Source organism: Microbacterium sp. M28, assembly GCF_025836995.1.
Lineage (GTDB): Bacteria > Actinomycetota > Actinomycetes > Actinomycetales > Microbacteriaceae > Microbacterium.
Genome location: NZ_CP107546.1, coordinates 2,165,707 through 2,189,728 on the forward strand (window position 1 = coordinate 2,165,707; position 24,022 = coordinate 2,189,728).

24 protein-coding genes are annotated in these 24,022 nt (G+C 70.1%); 17 read left to right on the forward strand and 7 right to left on the reverse strand.

Features of this window, described 5'->3' with window-relative positions; all coding sequences use genetic code 11:
* Positions 1-58: 58 nt before the first annotated feature.
* The 3 genes from OED01_RS10740 to OED01_RS10750 all read left to right on the forward strand — a co-directional run bounded on the left by OED01_RS10740 (position 59) and on the right by OED01_RS10750 (position 2,285).
* Entirely contained in the window at positions 59-364 is a 306-nt protein-coding gene (locus tag OED01_RS10740; RefSeq protein WP_264155272.1) for a hypothetical protein, read from the forward strand.
* Between the two features lie 107 nt (positions 365-471).
* On the forward strand, positions 472-2,070 hold the full coding sequence (locus tag OED01_RS10745; RefSeq protein WP_264155273.1) for an acyl-CoA carboxylase subunit beta: 1,599 nt from the start codon (positions 472-474) through the stop codon (positions 2,068-2,070).
* Entirely contained in the window at positions 2,067-2,285 is a 219-nt protein-coding gene (locus OED01_RS10750) for an acyl-CoA carboxylase subunit epsilon (RefSeq protein WP_318841102.1), read from the forward strand. Before OED01_RS10745 ends, OED01_RS10750 begins: the two co-directional genes overlap by 4 nt.
* A 40-nt stretch (positions 2,286-2,325) precedes the next feature.
* Here OED01_RS10750 and OED01_RS10755 read toward each other — a convergent pair whose 3' ends face one another.
* The 5 genes from OED01_RS10755 to OED01_RS10775 all read right to left on the reverse strand — a co-directional run bounded on the left by OED01_RS10755 (position 2,326) and on the right by OED01_RS10775 (position 8,026).
* Positions 2,326-3,570, reverse strand: coding sequence for an ROK family transcriptional regulator (locus tag OED01_RS10755; protein WP_264155274.1), 1,245 nt, complete (start codon positions 3,568-3,570; stop codon positions 2,326-2,328).
* Positions 3,571-3,819: 249 nt separating this feature from the next.
* Entirely contained in the window at positions 3,820-4,818 is a 999-nt protein-coding gene (locus OED01_RS10760; protein ID WP_264155275.1) for a hypothetical protein, read from the reverse strand.
* Positions 4,815-6,050, reverse strand: a complete 1,236-nt coding sequence (locus tag OED01_RS10765; RefSeq protein ID WP_264155276.1) for an ATP-binding protein — start codon at positions 6,048-6,050, stop codon at positions 4,815-4,817. Before OED01_RS10765 ends, OED01_RS10760 begins: the two co-directional genes overlap by 4 nt.
* Complete coding sequence (locus OED01_RS10770) at positions 6,040-6,702, reverse strand: response regulator transcription factor (protein ID WP_264155277.1); 663 nt, start codon at positions 6,700-6,702, stop codon at positions 6,040-6,042. Before OED01_RS10770 ends, OED01_RS10765 begins: the two co-directional genes overlap by 11 nt.
* Before the next feature lie 43 nt (positions 6,703-6,745).
* Positions 6,746-8,026: a class I SAM-dependent RNA methyltransferase gene (locus OED01_RS10775; RefSeq protein ID WP_264155278.1), complete on the reverse strand. Its 1,281-nt coding sequence runs from the start codon at positions 8,024-8,026 to the stop codon at positions 6,746-6,748.
* A gap of 37 nt (positions 8,027-8,063) precedes the next feature.
* Between OED01_RS10775 and OED01_RS10780 the strand changes: the two genes are divergently transcribed.
* A complete protein-coding gene (locus OED01_RS10780) occupies positions 8,064-8,720 on the forward strand; it encodes a Maf family protein (protein WP_264155279.1) in 657 nt (218 codons plus the stop codon).
* A gap of 92 nt (positions 8,721-8,812) precedes the next feature.
* On the forward strand, positions 8,813-10,579 hold the full coding sequence (locus tag OED01_RS10785; protein ID WP_264155280.1) for an acetyl/propionyl/methylcrotonyl-CoA carboxylase subunit alpha: 1,767 nt from the start codon (positions 8,813-8,815) through the stop codon (positions 10,577-10,579).
* A gap of 59 nt (positions 10,580-10,638) precedes the next feature.
* Here OED01_RS10785 and OED01_RS10790 read toward each other — a convergent pair whose 3' ends face one another.
* Complete coding sequence (locus OED01_RS10790) at positions 10,639-12,087, reverse strand: NAD(P)H-quinone dehydrogenase (RefSeq protein ID WP_264155281.1); 1,449 nt, start codon at positions 12,085-12,087, stop codon at positions 10,639-10,641.
* Positions 12,088-12,135: 48 nt separating this feature from the next.
* On the opposite strand from OED01_RS10790, the gene OED01_RS10795 reads away from it, so the two are divergent.
* The 5 genes from OED01_RS10795 to OED01_RS10815 are packed head-to-tail and all read left to right on the forward strand — an operon-like array spanning position 12,136 to position 15,657.
* The gene (locus tag OED01_RS10795) at positions 12,136-12,969 is read left to right on the forward strand and encodes a purine-nucleoside phosphorylase (protein ID WP_264155282.1); all 834 of its coding nucleotides are present in this window, start codon (positions 12,136-12,138) and stop codon (positions 12,967-12,969) included.
* Positions 12,966-14,639 carry a phospho-sugar mutase gene (locus OED01_RS10800; RefSeq protein ID WP_264155283.1) on the forward strand — a complete coding sequence of 558 codons (1,674 nt, stop codon included), beginning with the start codon at positions 12,966-12,968 and terminating at the stop codon, positions 14,637-14,639. The genes OED01_RS10795 and OED01_RS10800 overlap by 4 nt, the downstream gene beginning before the upstream one ends.
* Before the next feature lie 13 nt (positions 14,640-14,652).
* Positions 14,653-14,910, forward strand: a complete 258-nt coding sequence (locus OED01_RS10805; RefSeq protein ID WP_264155284.1) for a hypothetical protein — start codon at positions 14,653-14,655, stop codon at positions 14,908-14,910.
* On the forward strand, positions 14,907-15,377 hold the full coding sequence (locus OED01_RS10810) for a hypothetical protein (protein WP_264155285.1): 471 nt from the start codon (positions 14,907-14,909) through the stop codon (positions 15,375-15,377). The genes OED01_RS10805 and OED01_RS10810 overlap by 4 nt, the downstream gene beginning before the upstream one ends.
* A gap of 19 nt (positions 15,378-15,396) precedes the next feature.
* A complete protein-coding gene (locus tag OED01_RS10815; protein WP_264155286.1) occupies positions 15,397-15,657 on the forward strand; it encodes an HPr family phosphocarrier protein in 261 nt (86 codons plus the stop codon).
* Positions 15,658-15,669: 12 nt separating this feature from the next.
* Here OED01_RS10815 and OED01_RS10820 read toward each other — a convergent pair whose 3' ends face one another.
* Positions 15,670-17,604, reverse strand: a complete 1,935-nt coding sequence (locus OED01_RS10820; RefSeq protein WP_264155287.1) for a BglG family transcription antiterminator — start codon at positions 17,602-17,604, stop codon at positions 15,670-15,672.
* Positions 17,605-17,747: 143 nt separating this feature from the next.
* On the opposite strand from OED01_RS10820, the gene OED01_RS10825 reads away from it, so the two are divergent.
* The 7 genes from OED01_RS10825 to OED01_RS10855 are packed head-to-tail and all read left to right on the forward strand — an operon-like array spanning position 17,748 to position 24,021.
* On the forward strand, positions 17,748-18,062 hold the full coding sequence (locus OED01_RS10825; RefSeq protein ID WP_264155288.1) for a PTS sugar transporter subunit IIB: 315 nt from the start codon (positions 17,748-17,750) through the stop codon (positions 18,060-18,062).
* Complete coding sequence (locus OED01_RS10830; protein ID WP_264155289.1) at positions 18,059-18,340, forward strand: HPr family phosphocarrier protein; 282 nt, start codon at positions 18,059-18,061, stop codon at positions 18,338-18,340. Before OED01_RS10825 ends, OED01_RS10830 begins: the two co-directional genes overlap by 4 nt.
* Positions 18,340-20,031 carry a phosphoenolpyruvate--protein phosphotransferase gene (gene ptsP / locus OED01_RS10835; RefSeq protein WP_264155290.1) on the forward strand — a complete coding sequence of 564 codons (1,692 nt, stop codon included), beginning with the start codon at positions 18,340-18,342 and terminating at the stop codon, positions 20,029-20,031. Before OED01_RS10830 ends, ptsP begins: the two co-directional genes overlap by 1 nt.
* Positions 20,028-21,689 carry a PTS mannitol transporter subunit IICB gene (locus tag OED01_RS10840; protein WP_264155291.1) on the forward strand — a complete coding sequence of 554 codons (1,662 nt, stop codon included), beginning with the start codon at positions 20,028-20,030 and terminating at the stop codon, positions 21,687-21,689. The genes ptsP and OED01_RS10840 overlap by 4 nt, the downstream gene beginning before the upstream one ends.
* Positions 21,689-22,123 carry a PTS sugar transporter subunit IIA gene (locus OED01_RS10845; protein ID WP_264155292.1) on the forward strand — a complete coding sequence of 145 codons (435 nt, stop codon included), beginning with the start codon at positions 21,689-21,691 and terminating at the stop codon, positions 22,121-22,123. Before OED01_RS10840 ends, OED01_RS10845 begins: the two co-directional genes overlap by 1 nt.
* Positions 22,120-23,265, forward strand: a complete 1,146-nt coding sequence (locus OED01_RS10850; RefSeq protein ID WP_264155293.1) for a mannitol-1-phosphate 5-dehydrogenase — start codon at positions 22,120-22,122, stop codon at positions 23,263-23,265. The genes OED01_RS10845 and OED01_RS10850 overlap by 4 nt, the downstream gene beginning before the upstream one ends.
* A 9-nt stretch (positions 23,266-23,274) precedes the next feature.
* A complete protein-coding gene (locus OED01_RS10855; RefSeq protein ID WP_264155294.1) occupies positions 23,275-24,021 on the forward strand; it encodes an alpha/beta hydrolase in 747 nt (248 codons plus the stop codon).
* Position 24,022 lies beyond the last annotated feature (1 nt).

Genomic DNA, 24,022 nt, shown 5'->3' on the forward strand with positions numbered 1-24,022 from the left:
AGGACGCGCGGTCATGTGCCCCGGCTTCGGCGTCGGATGCCGTTCCTACCGTCGAGGCATGTTGCGACCGATCGAACCAGCCGAGCTGCCTCCTCCCCTCGCCTATCGCGTGCCGTGGGCGATCGACAGAGCTGACCCAGCGCATCCGGGCGTGACGAACGAGGGCCGTGACCCGGCCGATTTCGTGCGTGTCTTCCACGCGGACGTCGACGGCGAGGAGCGCACGCAGCTCTGGGGGCAGGTGCTCCCCGGCGAGCGGGTGGAATTGTGCCTGTGCACGGCGGATCTCGACGAGGTCGTGGTGACGGTGGCATGGTTCCGTCAGCAGGACGGGCTGGAATACGTCTGGCGGTTCGTCGTGTGAGCTCGCAGCCGAGGTGAGGCCGTTCACGAGACACTCACCGAACCGCCAAAGGATCCGCCGACCCGTTGTGCGAGGCATCCAACGTCGCGCCGTCCGGCGCTACTAGGGTGGAATCCGTGACGGACACCCCTGACCTCTCCACGACCGCCGGCAAGATCGCCGACCTCCGAGCTCGATACACCGAAGCCGTGGTCGACGCCGAGACGAAGGCGAAGGAGAAGCAGCATGCCAAGGGCAAGATGACCGCCCGCGAGCGCATCGAGCTGCTCGTCGATCCCGGCAGCTTCGTCGAGTTCGACGAGTACGTCCGCCACCGCACCACCGCCTTCGGCATGGACCGCAACCGGCCCTACGGCGACTCGGTCGTCACGGGCATCGGCACCATCCACGGCCGCACCGTCGCGGTGTACTCGCAGGACTTCACCACGTTCGGCGGCTCGCTGGGCGAGGTCTCCGGCGACAAGATCATCAAGATCATGGAGTTCGCCCTCGCCGGGGGCATGCCGATCATCGGCATCCTCGACTCCGGCGGAGCGCGCATCCAGGAGGGCGTGTTGGCGCTCAGCAAGTACGGCGAGATCTTCCGCCTGAACACGCGTTCCTCCGGCGTCATCCCGCAGATCTCCATCATCATGGGCCCGGCGGCCGGCGGCGCCGTCTACGGCCCCGCCCTCACCGACTTCGTCATCATGGTCGACAAGACCAGCCAGATGTTCGTCACCGGCCCCGACGTCATCAAGACCGTCACCGGCGAGGACGTCGGCATGGAGGAGCTCGGCGGCGCGCTCACGCACAACACGCGCTCCGGCGTCGCGCACTACCTCGCCCAGGACGAGGACGACGCGATCGACTACGCGCGCACGCTGCTCGGGTTCCTCCCCGACAACAACATGGCCGAGATCCCCGGTTACGAGAGCGGCTTCGAGTGGGAGACCACGGATGCCGACCGCAGCCTGAACACGATCATCCCGGACTCGCCGAACCAGCCCTACGACATCCACACGGTGATCGAGCACATCGTGGATGCCGGCGACTTCATCGAGGTCCAGCCGCTGTTCGCGCCGAACATCGTGATCGGTTTCGGTCGCGTCGAGGGCCGGTCGGTCGGCATCATCGCGAACCAGCCCTCCCAGATGGCGGGAACCCTCAACATCGAGGCCGGCGAGAAGGCCAGCCGCTTCGTGCGGTTCTGCGACGCGTTCTCGATCCCGATCGTCACGCTCGTCGACGTTCCCGGGTACCTCCCCGGCACCGACCAGGAGTGGACCGGCGTGATCCGCCGTGGCGCGAAGCTCATCTACGCCTACGCCGAGGCCACCGTCCCGCTCGTCACCGTCATCCTCCGCAAGGCCTACGGCGGCGCGTACATCGTGATGGGTTCCAAGCAGCTCGGCGCCGACGTCAACCTGGCGTGGCCCACCGCGGAGATCGCCGTCATGGGCGGCCAGGGCGCCGTCAACATCCTGTACCGCGGCGAGATCAAGAAGGCCGAGGAGAACGGCGAAGACGTCGCCGCCGTCCGGACCCGCCTCGCCAACGAGTACACCTACAGCGTGACGAGCCCGTTCCTCGCGGCCGAGCGCGGTGAGATCGACGGCATCATCGAGCCGGCCAACACCCGCGTCTCCATCGCGAAGTCGCTTCGCGCTCTTCGCGGCAAGCGCGCCGAGCTCCCGCCGAAGAAGCACGGGAACATCCCGCTGTGAGCACGGAAGACCAGACCCCGGCGATGGACATCGTCCGCGGGCATCCCACCGAAGAAGAGCTCGCCGCGCTCGTCGCCGTCCTCGGCGACGCCTACATGCGCGAAGCCGAGGATGCCGTCGCCGAGGAACCGCACGTCTCGGCGTGGCAGCGCACGCAGCGGCCGATGCGCAGACCACTGCGTCGCGACATCCCCTGGGGCCGCTTCGCGGGCTGAGGGCTGTTCGGCCTCGAGCGCGTTTCTCGACGGCACTGGCTCAGGATGCCCCGCCCTCGAGCAGCAGGGACGACGCACGCGGGGACAGCACATCCGCCAGGATCACGCAGCCGGCGCCGATGGCCCCCACGTCATCCCCCACGACCGACCCCGCGACCGGAAGCGCCCGTACCTCTCTGGTCGCGCTCTGACGATCCAGTAGATCAGGCAGCTCCCGCAGATACACCGGTGCCAGCCGACCCCAGAACGGGCCGCCGAGCACGACCCGGTCGACGTCGAGCATGTTCGTCAGCGCCGAGATCAGTACGGACAGGTGCTCCGCCGCTCGGGCGAGCACGGCGAGCGCTCCGGAATCTCCGCTCTCGGCCAAGCGGCAGAGCGCCGTGAGCCGTCCATCGACGGACTCGGCGTCATCGCCGGAGCGGCCGAGCTCGAGCACACCGGCGCGCTCGGCCTGCTCGACGATCGCCTGGGGCGTGCACACCACCTCCACGCAACCGCGCCGGCCGCATCCGCACTGCGGACCGTCCGTGTCGACGATGATGTGTCCGACCTCGCCGACGTTGCGCGACCGGCCCCGGATCACCTCGCCGTCCAGCACGAGCGCCGCGCCGACTCCGGTGCCGAGGTACACGAACAGCAGCGATGCATCGGGCGGGACGTCGCCTGTCCACACCTCCGCGAAGGCCGCAGCAGTGGTGTCCTTCTCCAGCGCCACCCGCAGTCCGGTCGCGTCGGCCAGCGCGTCGCGCAACGGCACCCGGTGCCATTCGTGCAGCTTCGGCGGATCGATCACGGTGCCGCGATCAGCGTCCAACGGCCCGGGGGCGGCGACCCCGACCCCGGCGATGGTCTGCCGATCGACGCCCGCACGCGACAGCAGCGCCTCGATCGCATCGGCCATCGAGTGGATCACATGCATCGGATCGGTCGCCGGCGTCCTCCGCACGCTCCGCGCGATCACCGCCCCGCTGAGATCCAGCAGGACGACGGTGGTCACCGCCGGATCCAGATGCACGCCGATGGACAGTCGGCTGCGCGGGATCAGTCGCAGCGTCGTGCGGGGCTTGCCCGGACCCTTGATCGTGCGACCGGCCTCTTCGATGAGTCCGTCGCCCAGCAGTCGGCGCGTGATGTTCGTGACCGTCTGCGCGGAGAGTCCGGTGGCATCGACCAGTTCGATCCTGCTGAGTCCTTCTCCGGAGCGGCGGATCGCCTCGAGGATGACGGACTGATTGAAGTCCCCCATCCTCGGCAGGTTGGTCCCGCGGCGCAGCACGCTCATCGCTCCATCATCACGCATCCGACGTGGATTCCTTGATCGGGTCGAAGCCAAATCCTGTCCCCCAAACGACCTACAGACAGATACGGATCGACGCGTCAGACTGTTACCGACGCTACGCGTTCGGTTGGTCTCTCTGCCCCAGGGTAGGCAGACGGTGACCGGCCTACAGCGGACAGTTTTCGGGTAACTGTGCCGCGCCTGGCGAGGGGCGGGCGTATTCGCCGCCCCTCGCCCTTCTCCCCTGACGCGTCAGGAGCGCGAGATCTCGTGCCAGAGCGTCACGGAATCCTCATCGGAGGATCCGCCACCGGCGGCACGCCCCACGACGGTCACCGCGACCTGCGGATCGTGCGCGGCACGGATGATCACCCGCCCCTCGGCGACGCCGGTGAGGACCGCCGCGAGCTCGTCGCGGATCTCGCCGCGGCGGCTCTCATCGACGCCGTCCAGGCCGCCCTCGTCGAACACCGTCACCGCGACGCCGCGCCGTCGGGCGTCTTCGATGGCCGTCCGCACCGCGTCGTTGAGCAGGCTCGCGCCGCGCAGTTCGTCGCGCAGCCGCCCCTCCGCGAGTCGGGCGCCGAGCCGCTCCTCGTCCGTGAGCATGCCGTGCGCCGCGACCGTGCGCGAGAGAACGGGGCCGGCGACAGCGAGAGCGTACTGCGTCCGCAGTCGTCTCTCGCGCTGACGCACCTGCTGCGTGGCGTGCCACGCCGACACGGCGCGCTGGATGCCGGCGAGACGTTCGGTGTCCGCGATCGCCCGGTCCCAGAACAGCACGAGCAGCTGTGCGACCACGACCCACATGATCGAGCCGACGAGACCGAGTTCGAGCGCGACGAGCACGCCGAGGAACGAGGACGCGGCGATCGTGAGCTCGCCGAGGACGATCCACCCGATCACGAACCTGCGCCGCACGATGCACACGACCGCGAGCAGACCCAGTGCACCGATGTAGGTGGTCGCGAACGGCGCCGCGCGGTCCTGCGGCTCGAGCGCGAAGCTGACCATCCCGGGGATCGCGTACGCCGCGATCATCGCGAGGATGCCGACCCACAACGGCATCCTGACGTGGTGCGCGGCATCGGCGAGGACGGCGATCGCCACCACGCCGAGGTACAGCGCGATCGCGAGCAGCATGAGCAGCGGCTGTGCCGGTGCCTGTATCCACCACAGGCCTCTGGCGACGAAGTACACGGCGAACCCGAGGACGAGCGCCGTGGCCACGGTGCGGACGGTGAGCTTCATTCGCGCTCCCACCCGAGCTCGACGACCGTGCCCGACTCGTCGGATTCGATCCGGGCCGTCCCCGCGACCGCGGCCATCCGCGCCATGATCGATGCGCGGATGCCGAGACGATCCTCATCCACGGCGTCGAGGTCGAACCCCGGCCCGGTGTCGCTGACGGTGACGGTGATGCCCTCGTCGCCATGCGCGAGCGCGACGATGTGCAGACCGCGGCCCCTGGCGTGCTTGACGGAGTTGCCGATGGCCTGGCGCGCGGCCAGGACCAGCGCACGCGCGGCCCTGCCGGGGATCAGGCCGACTCCACCTCGTTCCTCCACGACGGCATCCGCCCCCGATTCCGAAAGCGCACGGCGCAGTTCGGCGACGATCTGCGCCGACCCGACGGGTTCGTCGCTGCCCTCCTCCAGAACGGCGGCCTCCGTGTTCGCCAGACGGGTGAGCGCTTCCCTCGCCATGGCGACCGCGAGATCTCTGGCCCGTGGGCTCTCCGCGCGTTCCGCCGCGATGAGGGCGGCGAGCACGCTGTCGTGCATGAGCGCCGCCACCGCGACGCGCTCCTCCTCGGCGGCTGCCGCGGCGGCCGCGTGCGCGTAGTCGGCGACGGCACGTCCGCGGACGTCGTCGACGCCCGCCGCCACCGCGCGGAACATCCACCCCAGCGAGACCAGCACCAGCCCGAGGATGACGGTGAACGAGACGTCGAACGCGGTCGTGATCCAGAAGTCGCGTTCGAACTTGCCCTGCATCAACCGGACGAACCCGTAGATCAACGGAACCGCGATCGCCCACACGTACTGCATCCGCAACGCGAAGGCGAGCATCGCGGCGACCACGCCGACGTTGACGAGGAAGAAGATCCAGGGCTGCTGGTGGGAGGCGTCGTCCGCCGGGTCGACGACGAAAGGCCATGCGATGAGCGCTCCGACGTAGAGGAACGCGAACATCGTGGCGGCGGTGCGGACACCCCGTCCGAGGAGGCAGCACACGAGCATGGCCGTCAGCGGAGCGAACACGACCGCGATCATCGCGATGTGGACGGCATCCACCGCGCCCATGCCGGAGAGGGCGGCGAGCAGAGCCTGCGCCCCCGTCAGCACGGAGCCGATGGCCACCACCGTCTGCAGGATGCGCTCCATGCGCTTGCCCGTGAAGCGCTCGAACTCGGTCTCCGCCGAGCCGGGCGACGGGATCTGCGTCCACGCCTCACGGATGCTCAGCGGTTCAGCTGACACTCGCCGTTCCGTCCGCCGAGACGATACCGTCCTCTATCGCACGCCGCAGCAGATCCACCTTGGTCGGTGCGGGGCGACCGACCTCCACGTACTTCACCCGGACACGGGTGATGTTCTCCTTCGCGGTCGAGTAGGCGACGCCGAGTCGTTCGGCCACCGCCCGCAACGGCAGGCCGGCCGCGTACAGGCGCAGCACCTCGCGCTCGCGCCAGGAGAGCTGGGCGTCCGCGAACTCGCGGTCGCCGTCGACGGCGCTGGCCCACTCCACGTTGTTCAGGGGCTCGCCCCGGGCGACGGTGCGGATCGCGTCCAGCACGTCGTCCAGTGCGGAGGACTTGCTGATGATCCCTGCCGCGCCGGCGACCAGCGCTTCTCGAACCGCGACCGGCCGGTCGGCGACGCTGTGGATGACCACGCTCGCGCCGTCGTCCACGAGGGCGGACACGTTCTCGGTGACCGTCGTGCCGTCGCCGAGTGTCAGATCCAGCACGACGACGTCGGCCGGTGATTCGCCGGTCGCGCGACGCCATTCGAGATAGGACCCGACCGTGCTGCCCGAGAAGACGACCTCCTGGGAGCCGTCGCGTCCGCACGCCGCCTCGAGTCCGAGGCGAACGGACTCGTGGTCGTCGATCAGGGCCACCGTGCTCATGCCGTCAGCCTATCCATCGCGGACGACCGAGGTGCGTCGCGTGTCAGCGCGTCAGCAGCGCGACGACCTCGAAATGGTGCGTGTGCGGGAAGAGATCGAAACCACGAAGCTCGGTGGGCTCCCATCCGTGTGCGCGAAAGGTGCCGAGATCGCGCGCGAGCGCGACAGGGTCGCACGCGACGTACACGATGGCCTCGGGCGACAACGCCGCCACGGCATCCACGACGCCGCGCCCTGCACCGGAACGCGGCGGATCGAGCACCACCGCACCGATCGGCGTCGAGGTGTCCAGCACGGCCTGCGCAGCCGGACGGGGCGAGCGTCGACGCCCGCGTACCGGTCGGCTCTCCCTGACGGGAGCGCCGAGGAATCGGTCGACACGCGCGGTGACCGCGGTGACGTCGAGCGGCGCGAGATTGCGCGCCGCGTGCTCGGTGGCGCGTCGGTCCGACTCCACCGTGATGATGTCGGTTCCGCCGAGATCGGCCAGGCTCGCCGAGAACAGACCCACGCCGCCGTACAGGTCCAGGTGCGTGAGATCGGGGTCGACGCGTCCGGCGAGCAGTTCGCTCACGGCGGCGTCCAGCGCCTCCGCGGCACCGTGGTGCACCTGCCAGAACCCGGAGGCGTCGACCGTGAACGACCGTTCGCGCACGCGTTCGACGATCTCCTCCGGCTCGGCGCGGCGTCCCTTCTCGGGCAGCGCCAGCACACGGACGTCGCCGTCCGCCGGTTCGACCAGTTCGATGCTGCCCGGCCGGCCCACACCGATCTTCGCCGCCGCCGCGGCGACGGCGGGGCGTGCCAGCGGGTGCGACGACACGGGGACGACGCGATGGCTGCGTGCTCCGAAGGGTCCCACGACGCCATCGGCATCCACATGCAGTGTCACCCGGGTGCGCCAGCCGGTGCCGTCCGAGTCGTCGAGCGCCGCGATCTCGGGGGCGTCGAGGCCGCCACCGGCGAACCGATCCAGCGCCTCGGCGAGCACCTGGCGCTTGAGCACCCGTTGATGGCCGAGGTCGATGTGGCCGAGGTCCGCGCCACCGGGGCGAGCGGACGGCTCGCGCGTGACGTCGGCCTCCGGCCAGATGTGCGGCCGACGATGCGGCGATGCCTCGAGCACTTCGACGGTCTCGGCTCGCCAGAAACGCCGCGTGTCCATCGCGGCATCCGACGGCGTCTCGGACAGCCTGGCGCGCACCCGTTCGCCGGGTACCGCATCGGAGACGAACACCACGCGGCCTTCGTGACGGGCGACGAACGTGCCGCCGTGGGCGATGCCCGTGATGTCGAGATCGAGCAGTTCGGCGGAAGACGTCATGACCCCAGGATCCCACGTCGCCCGATAGCGTGAGTGCATGCGCGTCTGTCTCGCCTCCACATCGCCCGCCCGTCTCATGCTCCTGCGGCAGGTCGGGATCGAACCTCTCGCGATCGCGCCCCGGGTGGACGAGGATGCCGTGGCCGCTGCCGCCGCCGAGGCCCGCGGGGGCGAGCTCCCGCCCGGCGAGCTCGTGCTGCTGCTCGCCCGCGCGAAGGCGGCTGACGTCGTGCGGCGGCTCGCGGATGGCGAGCCGGACTTCGACGGCATCGTGATCGGCGGCGACTCGATGTTCGCGCTGAACGGGCGCGTGTACGGCAAGCCCTACACTCCGGACGAGGCGACGCGGCGCTGGCACGAGATGCGCGGCAGCACGGGCGTCCTGTACTCCGGGCACTCCGTCCACCGGGTGCGGCCCGGTGCTGCGGCCGAGGAGGCCACGGCGGTCGCCGAGGCCTCGGTGACGTTCGCGGACGACGTGTCGGATGCCGAGATCGACGCCTATGTGGCGTCGGGGGAACCTCTGCATGTCGCCGGCGCCTTCACTGTCGACAGCCTCGGCGGCGCGTTCATCACGCGCGTCGAGGGCGACCCGTCGACCGTGGTCGGGATGTCGTTGTCGACGCTGCGTCGATTGGCCACGGACCTGGGGGTCACGTGGACCGACCTGTGGACGGCTCCCGCGGCATCCTGACCGCCCGGTCGTAGGCTCACCGACACGATCGGCGCGTTTTCTTGTGGAGGGTCGTCAAATCGACGGCCCCCGCACTCGCTAGGCTGGCAGTCATGCCCGATATCGCCAAGGTCCTGATCGCCAACCGCGGAGAGATCGCCGTACGCATCATCCGCGCCGCTCGCGATTCGGGGATCGCCTCCGTCGCCGTCTACGCCGACCAGGACCGCGAGGCCCTGCACACGCGACTCGCCGACGAGGCCTACGCGCTCAGCGGCGCCACGAGCGCCGAGACCTACCTGCAGATCGAGAAGATCCTGTCCGTCGCCCGACGCTCCGGTGCGGACGCGGTCCACCCCGGCTACGGCTTCCTCGCCGAGAACGCCGAGTTCGCCCGCGCCGTCATCGGAGCAGGCCTCACGTGGATCGGGCCGTCGCCCGACGCGATCGAAGCACTCGGCGACAAGGTGACGGCCCGGCACGTGGCCGAGAAGGTCGGCGCCCCGCTCGCCCCGGGGACCCCCGGTCCTGTGGCCGGCGCTGACGAGGTCATCGCCTTCGCCCAGGAGTACGGCCTCCCCATCGCCATCAAGGCCGCATACGGCGGCGGCGGACGCGGCCTGAAGGTCGCCCGAGAGCTCGACGAGGTCGCCGAGCTGTTCGAGTCCGCCACCCGAGAGGCGGTCACCGCCTTCGGGCGCGGCGAGTGCTTCGTGGAGAAGTACCTCGACAAGCCCCGACACGTCGAGACGCAGTGCCTGGCGGATGCCGAGGGCAACGTCGTGGTCATCTCGACGCGCGACTGCTCGCTGCAGCGCCGTCACCAGAAGCTCGTCGAGGAGGCCCCTGCGCCCTTCCTCACCGATGAGCAGAACCGCCAGCTGTACGCCGCGTCGAAGGCCATCCTCAAGGAGGTCGGCTACGTCGGCGCCGGAACCTGCGAGTTCCTCATCGGAGCGGACGGCACGGTGTCGTTCCTCGAGGTCAACACACGCCTGCAGGTCGAGCACCCGGTATCCGAAGAGGTCACCGGCATCGATCTCGTGCGCGAGCAGTTCCGCATCGCCGCCGGCGGCACCATCGACTACGACGACCCGACACCGCAGGGCCACTCGATCGAGTTCCGCATCAACGGCGAGGACCCCGGTCGCGGATTCCTCCCCCAGCCCGGTCCGATCCACGTCTTCAAGACCTTCGGCGGCCCCGGCATCCGACTCGACTCCGGTGTGACGGCCGGCGACGCGGTTTCCGGAGCCTTCGACTCGCTGCTTGCGAAGATCATCGTCACCGGGAAGGACCGCGCCGAGGCTCTCGAGCGCGCACGCCGCGCGCTCGACGAGTTCGAGGTCGCCGGGCTCCCCACCGTCCTGCCGTTCCACCGCAAGGTCGTCCGCGACCCCGCCTTCACGGCCGATGACAGAGAGTTCGGCGTCTACACGCGCTGGATCGAGACCGAGTTCGTCAATGACATCCCCGCCTGGGACGGCGAGCTCGAGGCCCCCGCCGCCGCGGCCGCCCGCCACACGGTGGTCGTCGAGGTCGCCGGCAAGCGCCTCGAGGTCAGCCTCCCCGACCGCGTCGCCGCCGCGCCGGGTACGACCGGCCGCCCCGCCGCCGTGCCGCCGTCCCGCCGCAGCCACGCGACGTCCGTCTCGGCCGGCGCATCCGGCGATGCGGTGAAGTCGCCGATGCAGGCCACCGTCGTCAAGATCGCCGTCGAGGACGGCCAGCAGGTCGTCAAGGGCGACCTGGTCGTCGTGCTCGAGGCCATGAAGATGGAGCAGCCGCTCCAGGCCCACAAGGACGGCGTCATCGGCAACATCAATGCGGATGCCGGGGCCACCGTCTCCGCAGGTCACCAGCTGCTCACCATCAGCTGACCCGGCTGCATGCATGCGAAGGGCGCCCCACCGCGGTGGGGCGCCCTTCGTCGTTCGTCCTAGGAGATGTTCACGAGGTGCATCGCGCGCGAGGCATCCGTGATGCTCGACGACAGCGACGGGTACGCCGCGAACACCCGTGAGACCTGATCGACCGTCAGGCGGCGCTCCACGGCGACGGCGATCGGGTAGATGAGCTCGGACGCCTTGGGGCCGACGATCACTCCCCCGATCACGGTGCCGGAGCCCTTGCGGGCGATGATCTTCACGAACCCGTCCTTGATGCCCATCATCTTGGCCCTGGGGTTCGCCGCCAGCGGGAGCTTGTAGACGATGCCGTCCGCGACGCCGTCCTCGACGTCCTGCTCGCCCCAGCCGACCGTGGCGATCTCGGGCGCGGTGAAGATGTTCGAGGTGATCTTGACCTTCTCGAGCGGGATGACGATGTCGCCGAGCGCGTGGAACACGGCGGTACGGCCCTGCATGGACGCCACCGAGGCGAGCGGGAAGAAGTTCGTGCAGTCGCCGACCGCGTAGATGTTGGGCACGGACGTCCGCGCCACCTTGTTCACGCGGATGTGGCCGGACTCGGTCAGCTCGACCCCGGCCTCCTGCAGACCGATGGATGCCGTGTTCGGGACGGATCCCACCGCCATCAGGCAGTGGCTGCCCTCGACCGTGCGGCCGTCGGAGAGGGTGACGAGCACCCCGGCATCCGTCTTCTCCACCTTGTCGGCCCGCGCCTTGGACAGCACCGTCATGCCACCGCGCTTGAAGACCTTCTCGAGCACGCGGGCTGCGTCCTGGTCCTCACCGGGGAGCACCTGGTCGCGGCTCGAGACGAGCGTGACCTTCGCGCCGAGGTTCATGTACGCTGACGCGAACTCCGCGCCGGTGACACCGGAGCCGACGACGATGAGGTGCTCCGGGAGCGCCTTCATGTCGTACAGCTGCGTCCAGGTGAGAATGCGCTTGCCGTCCGGCTTCGCCGAGTCGAGCTCGCGCGGCGACGCGCCGACCGCGACGACGATCGTGTCGGCCTCGACGCGGTCGAAGTCGGTGCCGTCCGGCCCGGTGGCCACGATGATCGCGTTCGGGCTCTCGAGCCGGCCGTGCCCGGAGAGGATGCGCACGCCGGCGTCGAGCAGCGACGAGCGCATGTCCTCGGACTGCTGCGCCGCGAGCGCGACCAGACGCTTGTTGACGGCCGCGAGGTTGATCGCGATCTCGGGCTTGAGCGGCTTGCCGTTCTCGCCCTTCGCGAAGAACTGCACACCGAGGTCGCTGGCCTCCGAGATCGCGACGGCCGCGTCGGCCGTGGCGATCAGGCTCTTGGACGGGACGACGTCCGTGAGCACGGCGGATCCGCCCACTCCGACGCGTTCGACCAGGGTCACCTCGGCTCCGAGCTGAGCGGCGGCCAGAGCCGCCTCATATCCGCCGGGACCGCCGCCGAGGACGGCGACACGCTGGGTGCGCTCGAAAGGAGTTGAGGACATGGCTTCCATTCTTCCGCAATCCTGGCCCCGAAGCCGCACGCTTCCTAGAGTGGATCCATGACCGACATTCATGACCACCCCCTCGACGACCCGAACACGAACCCGTTCGAGGTCGCAGCCACGGCCGCCGCTGACATCGCGCGGATCACCGGCGTCGAGAAGCACGACATCGCCCTCACCCTCGGCAGCGGTTGGGGCAAGGCGGCCGACCTGATCGGCGAGACCGTCGCCACCGTCCCGGCGACCGAGGTGACCGGATTCTCCAAGCCCGCTCTGGAGGGCCACGTCGGCACCCTGCGATCGATCCGCACCCCCGACGGCAAGAACGTGCTGGTCATCGGTGCGCGCACCCACTACTACGAGGGCCACGGCGTACGCCGCGTCGTGCACAGCGTCCGCACCGCCGCCGCCACGGGGGCGACGATCATGGTGCTGACCAACGGCGCCGGTGGCATCCGTGAGACGTGGACGCCCGGCCAGCCCGTGCTCATCAGCGACCACATCAACCTCACGGCCGACTCCCCGCTGGAGGGCGCGACGTTCATCGACCTCACCGACCTGTACGCGCAGCGCCTTCGCGACATCGCGCGCTCGGTCAACCCCACGCTCGACGAGGGCGTCTACACGCAGTTCCGCGGCCCGCACTACGAGACGCCGGCCGAGGTCCAGATGGCGAAGCACATCGGCGGGCACATCGTCGGCATGTCGACGGCGCTGGAGGCGATCGCGGCGCGTGAGGCCGGCATGGAGATCCTCGGCTTCTCGTTGATCACGAACCTCGCCGCCGGCATCCAGCAGACGCCCCTGAGCCATGCCGAGGTCATCGAGGCCGGACGCGAGGCGGAGCCGGTGATCTCCGCCCTGCTGGCCAAGGTGGTCGAGGCTCTGTGAGCGCCGAGGACCTCCTCGCGTCGGCCCGCGCCTGGATCCGTCAGGACCCGGATGCCGAGACCCGCGACGAGTTGGCCGGCATCGTGACCCGTGCAGCCGGCGGCGATGCCGCCGCGCTCGAGGACCTCGACGACCGGTTCCGCACCCGCCTGGCGTTCGGAACCGCCGGCCTGCGCGGAGCGCTCGGCGCCGGCAGCAACCGGATGAACCGCGTGCTGGTGGCGCAGGCGGCCGCGGGTTTCGCCGCCTACCTGCTCGAGCGCTCGGCCGGCGCGACCCCCACGGTCGTCGTGGGCTACGACGGCCGGCGCAACTCGCGCCGCTTCGCGCTGGACTCCGCCGAGCTCTTCGCCGGCGCCGGCCTTCGGGCGATCCTGCTTCCGCGACTGCTGCCGACGCCCGTCCTCGCCTTCGCCGTGCGCCACCTCGGTGCGGATGCCGGGGTGATGGTCACCGCGAGCCACAACCCGCCGAACGACAACGGGTACAAGGTCTACCTCGGCGGACCCGACGAGGGCTCTCAGATCGTCGCGCCTGTCGATGCGGAGATCGCTGCCCGTATCCAGCGCGTCGCCGATGCCGGAGACGTCGGGCTGCTCCCCCGGTCGGATGCCTACGAGATCGCCGGCGAAGAGGTCGTGACGGCGTACATCGAGGCGACGGCCGCTGTGGCGCCGGCCGGCTCGGGCGCCGACGGTCTGCGCTGGGTCTACACCGCCATGCACGGCGTCGGTGGGGAGACGGTCGAGCGGATCGTCCGGACGGCCGGATACCCGCAGCCGACCGTGGTGCGTGCACAGCAGCATCCGGATCCGACATTCCGCACGGTGTCGTTCCCGAACCCGGAGGAGCCGGGCGCGCTGGACCTGTCCTACGAGGTCGGCCGCTCGGCACGCGCCGAGCTCATCATCGCCAACGATCCCGACGCCGACCGGCTCGCGGTCGCGATCCCCGACCAGGATGCGCCCGGTGGCTGGCGCCGCCTGAGCGGCAACGAGGTCGGCCTGCTGCTGGGCGCGCGGGCGGCCAGGGCGGCCGAGGGCACGCCCGGGGCGACGCTCGCCTGCTCGCTGGTCTCCTCCCCCGGCCTCGGCGTCATCGCCCGGCACCACGGCCTGGGCTTCGCCGAGACCCTGACCGGCTTCAAGTGGATCTCCCGCGCCGAGGGCATCGTGTTCGGCTTCGAGGAGGCACTGGGATACCTCGTCAACCCCGAGACCGTGCGCGACAAGGACGGCATCTCGGCCGCGGTGGCGCTGCTGGGCCTCGCGTCCGAGGCCAGGGAGCGCGGGGAGAGCCTGTCGACGCTGCTCGCGGAGCTCGGTGAGACCTATGGTCACTTCGGGAGCGGTCAGGTCTCGATCAGGGTCGAGGATCTGTCGATCATCGGCACGGTCATGACGTCGCTGCGACAGACTCCTCCGGCATCCATCGGCGACGCCGTCGTCGAGTCCGCCGAGGACCTGCTGCACGCGCCAGAGGGCCAGCCGTCCGGCGATGTGCTGCGGTACCGTCTCGCGGACGGCGGGCGCGTCATCGTGCGTCCGAGCGGCACCGAGCCCAAGCTGAAGGTCTACATCGACACCCGGGCCGACTCCGCCGAGTCCGCAGCGGCTGCGGTCGCGGCCATCGAAGCCGGAGTGCGCGTGCTGCTGGACGAACGCTCCTGAACCGGCTCCCACGATGACCGTCGTCCTCGCCGTCGCGGCGACGGTCATCGCCGGTGCGATCCAACGTCTGACCGGACTCGCGTTCGTCCTCGTGCTCATCGGCCCTGCCGTGCTCATCTACGGGCCTGTCGAGGGGGTGACCGTCGCCGTCCTGCTCGCCGTGGTCGCCGCCGCGGTCGCCATCCCCTCGGGCTGGCGTCTGATCGATTGGCCGCGCACGTGGTGGCTGCTCGGGGCGGGGTGGCGGCTGCGCCGTTCGGCGCGCTCGTGACCCGGATCCTCCCCGAGGCCGCGTTGCTGTTCATGATCTCGCTGATGGCGATCGCCTCTCTGCTGACACCGCGGTTCGGCGGACCGATCGCCGCGATGCTCACCGGGCGGCGCGGCGCCCTGTACGCCGGTGCGACGGCCGGTTTCCTGCACGCCTCGAGCGGCCTTTCCGGCCCGGCGCTGGCCGCCTACGCGGTCGGCGACCGACGGGAGCAGCGCCGATTCGCCGCGAGCGCGCAGGTCGTGTTCCTCGGCTACGGCCTGGTGTCGGTGCTGCTGCGCGGGCTGCCCTCCGCACCGGTCGGCGAGATGCTGCTGCTCGGCGTCGGAACGGCAGCGGGCATCATCCTCGGCGCCCTGCTGACCCGGGTGGTGCCCGGCCGGGTCGCCAGAGCGCTCATGCTGTGGTGCGCATGGGCGGGGGTGCTCGTCGTCCTGGCCCGCGCTTTCGTCGCCCTCGTCCCGTGAGGACGGATAGCATCGCTGCATGCCCCGCAGACGCGTGACCATCAGTGCGCATCACGGCGTGCACGCGCGTCCGGTGGCGGAGCTGGCCCGCCTCGCCATCGCGCACGGCGCGCCGGTCACGCTCGCGACCGCTGGCGGAGCGGTCGTCGAGCTGGCCAGCATCCTCGCGGTCATGGACCTCGCGCTCGCCGAAGGGGACGTCGTCACCCTCGAGACCGTCGCCTCACCTGATGCGGACGCCGTTCTCGATGCGATGGTCGAGGTGCTGGCGCCTCGTTGACGTGACGCCGGGTCAGCCGTCGATCACGGCGACCAGCTCGTCCAGGAAGGCTTCGAAACTCGTGGCCCGCCGGACCAGCCGCTGCACGCTCTCGCGCTCGCTGAAGACCTCGACGAGCTGTTCGAAGACGGTCTGGAAGGCCGCGCGATCGCTTTCACTGAACGCGGCGAGCGCGACGACCTGCACTCGACCGTCGCCCCACGCCACCGAGCCTTCGGCGACGCCGATCGCGATCGCCGTGCGCCGGGCCGTCATCTGCAGCGAATGCGGCACGGCGAGCGCGTCCGTGAACGCTGTGGACGACATCCGCTCGCGCTGGATCGTCTTGTCGACGTAGTCGTCGTCGATGAGACCGTTCGCGATGAGCATCCCGCCGAGCAGACGGATGATCTCCTCGTCGCCCGCGTCCGGCAGCGGGTGCAGGAACGCGCTCGCGTCGAAGTAGCGCGACAGCTCGGCGCGCAGCCGTGCCAGACGCCGTCCGCGCCGCACGCGTGCGGCTGCCTGCTGCACCCGCTCGACGTCGGCCTCCCCCAGGAACGGCTGCACCCTGACGAAGCGGTCGCCCGCCGCGGCGGGTTCGATCGTGGACAGGACCAGGTCGGTGTCGAAGGATGCCCAGTCCGGGTCGACCGAGGTGACAACGCGCGTCACCTCGATCGCCGAGCCGAGCGACCTGTCGACGCTCGAACGCAGCAGCTCGTGCAGTTCGTAGTAGCCGGGGCACACGATCGTGGCGCTCAGGATCGTCTCGGCCTTGCGGCTGCGCTCGAGCCGCCCGCCGATGTGCATCGCGATGTACGCGATCTCGTCGTCGTTCACGGGCAGGTCGAGCCGGTCGTGCAGCCCGCTGGCGATCGACACCGCCACCTCGAAGATCATCGGGTACGACGATTTGAGCGACCTGGTCAGCGGATTGCGCGTCCATGCCTGCTCCTGGGCGCGCCGCAGCAGGTTCTGCACGTGCAGGGACAGACGCAGGATGAACGCCTCGTCGTCGAGATCGACCTGGTAGTCCCGCGCGGCGCGAGCGATCTCCGTCCGCACGGCATCGTCGACCGCCGGGGCAACGCCGCTGCGCGCGACGTCGACGGCAGTGCCGCGCCCCGGTGCGACCACCCGCGTCAGCACCAGCGTCGCGAGATGCGCGGTGTCGCCGTCGCCCAGACGCACCGAGAAATGCTCGTGCGCCAGTCGACTGATCTGCTCGCCGACGCGGACGATCTCGCCGTGGGCCTCCGCCGGGCGCGCGTCGGCGGCATCCGTCTCCAAGGGGCGGCCGGCGGCGACCCTGTCCGCCGCGATCGCGATGTGCAGCAGCACGTCGGAGATCGCCAACTCGTTCACGTAGTAGCCGAGTGCCCCCAGTTCGCGCACCAGCGCGGTCTTGAAGCCTGCGACCGCGTCGGATCCGACGACCTCGCCGGCGAGCGCGTTGCGGATGGTCTCCGGGTGGAACGCGGCCGCATCCATCTCGTCGTGGGCGAGTCTGCTGAGCAGCCGCCGTTGCGCGACCTCGGTCCCCCGGAGACGGATCGTCTCGCGTTCGCGCTCCAGGGCGAGCTCAGTCCCCTCCAGCAGGGCGCGCACCCTGCTGAGATCCGACTCCACGGTCGCGTCGCTCACGTGCAGCCGATCGGCGGTCTCGTAGACGTCGATGCCCTCCGGCTGATCGAGCAGCATCCGGATGATGCCGTGCAGCCGCTCGCGCGGCGCCGACTCATCGGCGCGACGGCGCAGCGCCTCCCTGGCTCCGGCGCCGGCACGATAGCCCGCGGGACTCGAGTCGATGGCATCGGCTGCCGGTACGCGGGCGTTCAGAGCGGCGACGTACGAGCGGATGCTACGGGGTGTCACACCGAGCTGATCGGCGAGGCTGGCGGCCGTGACCCAGCCGTCCTGGCGGAGCAACGCGGACAGGAGCTGGTCCTGGCGCTGGCGCGTCATGGTGCCTCCGAGTCCGAATGAGCCTGCATCGTCGCTTTCCCATGATGCCAGGCGGAGGCGCGGAAAGCGGCGGTGGCCGGCGTTCCGCAGGGGCGGAAAGAACCCTGGTGGTACGGCTCACAGCTCGTTCCCAGAATGGTTCCATGGCATCGAAGCGGATCCTCGTGGTGTGCGGCGCAGGGGCGTCGAGCACCTTCGTCGCGCAGCGATTGCAGCGTGCGGCGACTGACGCCGGGCTGACCTGGCAGACGGCGGCCGGAACCGAGCAGACGATCGGCGCCGACACCGCAGACGCGATCCTCGTCGGCCCGCATCTCGCCGATCGCCTCGCATCCATCAGCGCCGCGGTCGACTGCCCCGTCCTCGCCCTGCCGGACGACATCTTCACCGACCGCGACGGCACGCGCACTCTCGCGTTCGTGCAGTCGGCCCTCACCGCTGAGAAAGGATCATCATGACCGCTGCATCCCGCACCGTCCGGATCGGATCATCGCACGGACTGCACGCCCGCCCCGCGAAGCTGTTCGCGCAGGCCGCCAAGGAATCCGGCATCGCCGTGACCGTGGCGAAGGATTCCGGCAAGCCGGTCAACGCAGCCAGCATCCTCGGGGTGATCGCCCTGGGTGTCGAGCACGGCGACTACGTGACGCTGACGGCCGACGGCGACAACGCCGAAGCCGTGCTGGACACGCTGACCGAGCTGCTGACCACCGACCATGACGAGGAGCCGGCCTGATGGGTGTCCTGCGGGGAGTGGGCATCGGCGTCGGCGTCGCGCAGGGGCCCGTGATCCGCATGGCCGATCCGCTGCCAGCGCCGGACGACGCGAAGAGCGCACTCGGCGCCGAGGCGGAACGCGCCCGCGTCCGCGACGCCATCGCCGCGGTCGCCAGCGAGTTGACGGCCAGAGCGGAAGCCGCAGGCGGCGCAGCGCAGGAGGTGCTCGAGGCGCAGGCGATGATCGCCGAGGACCCGACCCTGCAGGACGAGGTCGATGCGCGCATCGACGACGGAGCCACCGCCGAATGGGCCGTGCACGACGCGTTCGCAGGATTCAAGGCGACGCTCGAGGCCGTCGGCGGTTACCTCGGCGAGCGCGCCGCCGACCTCGACGACATCGCCCAGCGAGTGCTCGCACGACTGCGCGGCGTCTCGGCCCCCGGCGTGCCGGACCCAGGTCATCCCTTCGTGCTGGTGGCCCGCGATCTGGCACCGGCCGACACCGCCCTGCTCAAGCTCGATCAGGTGCTGGCGCTCATCACGTCCGACGGCGGACCCACATCGCACACGGCGATCCTCGCCCGCGAGAAGGGCATCGTCGCGGTGGTCGGCGTGACGCAGGCGGCAGAGCTCCCCGACGGCGAGACGGTGATCGTGGACGCGGCGGCCGGTGCCGTGACGAGCGAGCCGTCCGCCGACGAGCTGGCACGCGCGTCCGAGCGCGCGTCGGCCAGACGGAGCGCCGAGGCGCTCCCCGCGACACCCGGCGCCCTCGCCGATGGCACCCCCATCGCGCTGCTGGCGAACCTGGGCAAACCCGCCGATGCGGCCGATGCCGTGTCACGGGGGGCCGAGGGTGTCGGGCTCTTCCGCACCGAGTTCCTGTTCCTCTCCGCATCTCAGGCGCCGACCATCGCGCAGCAGCGCGAGTCGTATCGCGAGCTGCTCGCCGCGTTCGAGGGCAAGAAAGTCGTCGTCCGCCTGCTCGATGCCGGAGCCGACAAGCCGCTCGCGTTCCTCAACGACGCGCACGAGGAGAACCCGGCGCTCGGTCTTCGAGGCCTGCGGGCGCTGCGGGCCAGCGAGGACATCCTGCGCGAACAGCTCACGGCTCTGGCCGAGGCGGATGCCGAGACCGGCGCGGATCTGTGGGTCATGGCCCCGATGGTCACCACCGTCGAGGAGACGGCCTACTTCACGACGCTCGCGCGCGAGTACGGCCTGAAGACGGCCGGTGTCATGGTCGAGGTGCCGGCGAGCGCGCTGCTCGCGGACCGCGTGCTCGCGCATGCCGACTTCGCCTCGATCGGCACCAACGACCTCACGCAGTACACGATGGCGGCGGATCGGATGCTCGGCTCCGTCGCCGGATTCCAGGACCCCTGGCATCCGGCGGTGCTGCGCCTGGTCGGCGAAGTCGGCGCCGCCGGCGCACGCGCCGGCAAGCCGGTCGGGATCTGCGGCGAAGCCGCCGCCGATCCGTTGCTGGCCGTCGTCCTCGTCGGCCTCGGCGCGACGAGCCTCTCGATGGCGCCAGCCGCGCTGGCCGACGTCCGGCTCGCGCTCTCCGAGCGCACCCTCGAGGATGCCAGCCACCTGGCCGAGATCGCTCTCGCCGCCGACGACGCCGGCGGCGCGCGCGCGGCCGTCGCCGCGGCCGCCGCAGACCTTCACCCGAACACACAGCAGAAAGAGACGACATCATGACGACGACGTCACCCGCACCGAAGCAGAACGGACTCCGTGTCGGAGTCCAGCGCTTCGGCACGTTCCTGTCCGGCATGATCATGCCGAACATCGCAGCCTTCATCGCCTGGGGCTTCATCACGATGCTCTTCATCGCGGTCGGATGGCTCGGGTGGTGGACGCCCGTGGCTCCGCTGCTCGGCGGCTTCGGCGATGCCGACGTCATCAACTGGCCAGGGGCCATGACCACCGTCGCGCTCGATGAGAACGGTGATCCTTTCACCCAGTTCGTCGGGCTCGTCGGACCGAGCATCACGTACCTGCTGCCGCTGCTGATCGCGAACACCGGCGGCCGTATGGTCTACGGCGAACGAGGCGGCGTGGTCGCGTCGATCGCGACGATGGGCGTGATCGTCGGCACCAACATCCCGATGTTCCTCGGCGCGATGATCATGGGGCCGTTCGCAGCGCTCGTGACGAAGTGGATGGACAGGCTCTGGGACGGCAAGATCAAGCCGGGCTTCGAGATGCTCATCAACAACTTCTCCGCCGGCATCCTCGGCATGCTGCTGGCCATTCTCGGCTTCTTCGTCTTCGGACCGGCGATCCTCTGGGTCAGCGACATCCTGGGACTGGCGGTCGGATGGCTGGTCCTTTACAACCTGCTGCCCCTCGTGTCGATCATCGTCGAGCCGGCGAAGGTGCTGTTCCTGAACAACGCGATCAATCACGGCGTCTTCACCCCGCTCGGCATCGAGCAGGCTCAGGAGACGGGAAAGTCGATCCTCTTCCTCATCGAGGCCAACCCGGGCCCCGGTGTCGGACTGCTTCTGGCGTTCTCGTTCTTCGGCGTCGGCGCCGCCAAGGCGTCCGCGCCCGGGGCTGCGATCATCCAGTTCTTCGGCGGCATCCACGAGATCTACTTCCCCTATGCTCTGAGCAAGCCGGCCACGATCCTCGCGTTGATCGCCGGCGGCGCCACCGGCGTGACGACGAACATGATCCTCGGCGGCGGTCTGGCGTTCCCCGCCGCCCCCGGCAGCATCATCGCCGTCACCGCGGCGGCGGTGAGCCCCGCGGCCGGTGGCATCGCGAATCTCCTCGTGGTGTACCTGTCGGTTCTTCTCGCCGCCACCGTCACCTTCCTCATCACCGGCGTCATCCTGCGCGCTTCCCGCAAGCGCGACCTGCTCGCCGAGGCCGACGCGTTCGGCGCGGCGATCGCGCAGACCGAAGCCAACAAGGGCAAGAAGTCGGCGGCCATGGACGCCCTGCGCGTCAGCGGGGATTCGGCCTCGGTCGCTGCCGCGGAAGAGGTCGTCGACAAGCTCGAGACGCAGGCGGAGACGGGCGGCATGGCCGACGGCGGAATCGTCACGACCCGTCGGATCACCGACATCGTCTTCGCCTGCGACGCCGGTATGGGATCGTCCGCGATGGGCGCGAGCGTGCTGCGCAACAAGTTCAAGAAGGCCGGCATCGAAGGCGTCACCGTCGTCAACACGGCCATCGCGAACCTCGACGGCAACGCGGACCTGGTCATCACCCAGCAGCAGCTGACGGACCGGGCACAGGCGAAGTCGCCGGAATCGATCCACATCTCCGTGGACAACTTCATGAACTCGCCGAAGTACGACGAGGTCGTGGAGCTGGTCCGCGACCAGCGAAAGGAATCATGATGAGCGTCCTCACCCTCGGCCAGGTCCGCATCCATCCCGGCTCCGCGACGCAGGAGGCCGCGCTGCAGGAGGCGACCGACATCCTCGTCGCCGCCGGCGCCGTCACCCCCGGGTACGTCGACGCCATGCGGCAGCGCGAACAGACCGTGTCGACCTTCATGGGCAACGGCCTGGCGATCCCGCACGGCACCAACGACGCGAAGGACACGATCCTCGCCTCCGCGCTGTCTGTCGTCCGCTACGACGGCGGCGTCGACTGGGCCGGCGACGAGGCGAACTTCGTGATCGGCATCGCGGGGGTCGGCGACGAGCACCTGGAGATCCTGTCGCGGATCGCGATCCTGTTCTCCGAGGAGGACGACGTGGCGCGTCTCACGGCCGCGCAGACGCCGGATGAGCTGTACGCCCTGCTGTCGGAGGTGAACGAGGGATGAAGGCCGTCCACTTCGGCGCCGGCAACATCGGGCGCGGCTTCGTCGGCCTGCTGCTGCACGACGGCGGCTACGAGGTCGTGTTCTCCGACGTCGCCGACGCCCTGGTGGACGCCCTCGACGCCGCCGAGCACTACACGGTCAGGGAGGCGGGACCCGGCGGGCTGAATCGGATCGTGACCGGGTTCCGCGCGGTCAACAGCCGCACGGAACCGGATGCCGTCGTCACCGAGGTCGCGACGGCGGATGTCGTGACGTGCGCTGTCGGTCCGACGGTGCTGCGCTACATCGCTCCGGTGATCCTCGACGGGCTGCGTCAGCGCTCGACCGATGCCCCGCCGCTGGCGGTCATGGCGTGCGAGAACGCGATCGGCGCGACCGATCAGCTGCGCGCCGAGATCGAGCGGCTGGCTGGCGACGAAGCCGCCGAGCTCACCGCCCGTGCCGTGTTCGCGAACACGGCCGTCGACAGGATCGTCCCCGCGCAGCCGGCGGGCGCCGGCATCGATGTCACGGTGGAGCCGTACTTCGAGTGGGCGATCGAGCAGGGCCCTTTCCGCGGCGACCTGCCGAGCATCCCGGGAGCGCACTTCGTCGACGATCTGGCCCCGTACATCGAGCGCAAGCTGTTCACGGTGAACACCGGCCACGCGGCGACCGCGTACTTCGGGGCCGCGGCAGGCCACGAGCGGATCTCCGACGCGCTCGCCGACCCTCGGGTGGCCGACGCGGTGCGAGCGGCGCTGGAGGAGACGTCGGCGATGCTGACCGCCGTCCACGGGCTGGACCCCGCTGAACTGACCGCGTACCGGGCGACGATCCTGGAGCGCTTCCGCAATCCTGAGCTCATCGACACGGTGCAGCGTGTGGGACGTCAGCCGCTGCGCAAGCTCTCCCGGCACGAGCGGTTCATCGGACCGGCGGCAGAGGCCGCCGAACGGGGGCTGTCCACGACGGCGCTGGTCGCGGCGGTCGCGGCCGCCCTCGAGTTCGACGACCCTGACGACGAGCAGTCGGTGCAGATGCGCAACCGGCTGTCCACGGAGGATGCTGCCGAGCTCACCGCCTCGGTCACCGGCCTCGAGCCGGCGCACCCGTTGTTCGCGCCCGTGCGCGACGCCGTCGCGGCGCATCAGCGCCGGTAACCTGGACCGGTGCAGAAGAGACGCGGACGACGGATCGTCGCATGGGTCCTGGGCGGCCTCGCCGCTGTCGTCCTCCTCGGCGTCATCGGGGTGGTCATCTGGAGCCAGGTCGGTGTCATGCAGGCCGAGCCGGAGCCGCTGGCCAGCGTCCGCGAGAACCCGGACGTCGTGATCGATGACGCCGACGAGGGCATCGTGCTCTCCCCCGCGAGCGGTTCGAGCGAGATCGGCCTCGTGTTCATCCCCGGAGCCAAGGTGGACCCGTGGGCGTACGCCGCGATCCTGCAGGGCATCGTGGCGGAGGACGACGTCACGGTCGTGATCACCCGGCCGTGGCTGAATCTCGCCTTCTTCGATCTGCGCGGCATGGACGCCTTCACGTCGGCCGCACCGGACGTGGACACCTGGATCGTCGGCGGGCACTCGCTGGGCGGCGTGCGCGGCTGCCAGCTCGCAACGGACGCCGACGCGCTGCTGCTGTTCGCCTCGTACTGCTCCGACGACCTCGCCTCGACGGACCTGCCGGTGCTGAGCCTGGCCGGCAGCGAGGACGGCCTGTCGACGCCGCAGAAGATCGCCGACGCTCGACACCTGCTTCCGGCGGATGCCGAGCTGATCGAGATCGAGGGCGCATCGCACGCCTCGTTCGGGGACTACGGCCCTCAGCCGGGAGACGGCACGCCCACGATCTCCGACGAGGACATGCACGCCACCGTGACTGACCTCACCGGCCGGTTCGCCGACTCCCTGGACTGAG

Bases quoted from the DNA above. Each gene is read 5' to 3' on its own strand.
- OED01_RS10740 (WP_264155272.1), top strand. From the start codon at position 59: ATGTTGCGACCGATCGAACCAGCCGAGCTGCCTCCTCCCCTCGCCTAT.
- OED01_RS10755 (WP_264155274.1), bottom strand. From the start codon at position 3,570: ATGAGCGTGCTGCGCCGCGGGACCAACCTGCCGAGGATGGGGGACTTC.
- OED01_RS10760 (WP_264155275.1), bottom strand. From the start codon at position 4,818: ATGAAGCTCACCGTCCGCACCGTGGCCACGGCGCTCGTCCTCGGGTTC.
- OED01_RS10770 (WP_264155277.1), bottom strand. From the start codon at position 6,702: ATGAGCACGGTGGCCCTGATCGACGACCACGAGTCCGTTCGCCTCGGA.
- OED01_RS10775 (WP_264155278.1), bottom strand. From the start codon at position 8,026: ATGACGTCTTCCGCCGAACTGCTCGATCTCGACATCACGGGCATCGCC.
- OED01_RS10780 (WP_264155279.1), top strand. From the start codon at position 8,064: ATGCGCGTCTGTCTCGCCTCCACATCGCCCGCCCGTCTCATGCTCCTG.
- OED01_RS10785 (WP_264155280.1), top strand. From the start codon at position 8,813: ATGCCCGATATCGCCAAGGTCCTGATCGCCAACCGCGGAGAGATCGCC.
- OED01_RS10790 (WP_264155281.1), bottom strand. From the start codon at position 12,087: ATGGAAGCCATGTCCTCAACTCCTTTCGAGCGCACCCAGCGTGTCGCC.
- OED01_RS10795 (WP_264155282.1), top strand. From the start codon at position 12,136: ATGACCGACATTCATGACCACCCCCTCGACGACCCGAACACGAACCCG.
- OED01_RS10805 (WP_264155284.1), top strand. From the start codon at position 14,653: ATGACCGTCGTCCTCGCCGTCGCGGCGACGGTCATCGCCGGTGCGATC.
- OED01_RS10815 (WP_264155286.1), top strand. From the start codon at position 15,397: ATGCCCCGCAGACGCGTGACCATCAGTGCGCATCACGGCGTGCACGCG.
- OED01_RS10820 (WP_264155287.1), bottom strand. From the start codon at position 17,604: ATGACGCGCCAGCGCCAGGACCAGCTCCTGTCCGCGTTGCTCCGCCAG.
- OED01_RS10825 (WP_264155288.1), top strand. From the start codon at position 17,748: ATGGCATCGAAGCGGATCCTCGTGGTGTGCGGCGCAGGGGCGTCGAGC.
- OED01_RS10830 (WP_264155289.1), top strand. From the start codon at position 18,059: ATGACCGCTGCATCCCGCACCGTCCGGATCGGATCATCGCACGGACTG.
- ptsP (WP_264155290.1), top strand. From the start codon at position 18,340: ATGGGTGTCCTGCGGGGAGTGGGCATCGGCGTCGGCGTCGCGCAGGGG.
- OED01_RS10840 (WP_264155291.1), top strand. From the start codon at position 20,028: ATGACGACGACGTCACCCGCACCGAAGCAGAACGGACTCCGTGTCGGA.
- OED01_RS10845 (WP_264155292.1), top strand. From the start codon at position 21,689: ATGAGCGTCCTCACCCTCGGCCAGGTCCGCATCCATCCCGGCTCCGCG.
- OED01_RS10850 (WP_264155293.1), top strand. From the start codon at position 22,120: ATGAAGGCCGTCCACTTCGGCGCCGGCAACATCGGGCGCGGCTTCGTC.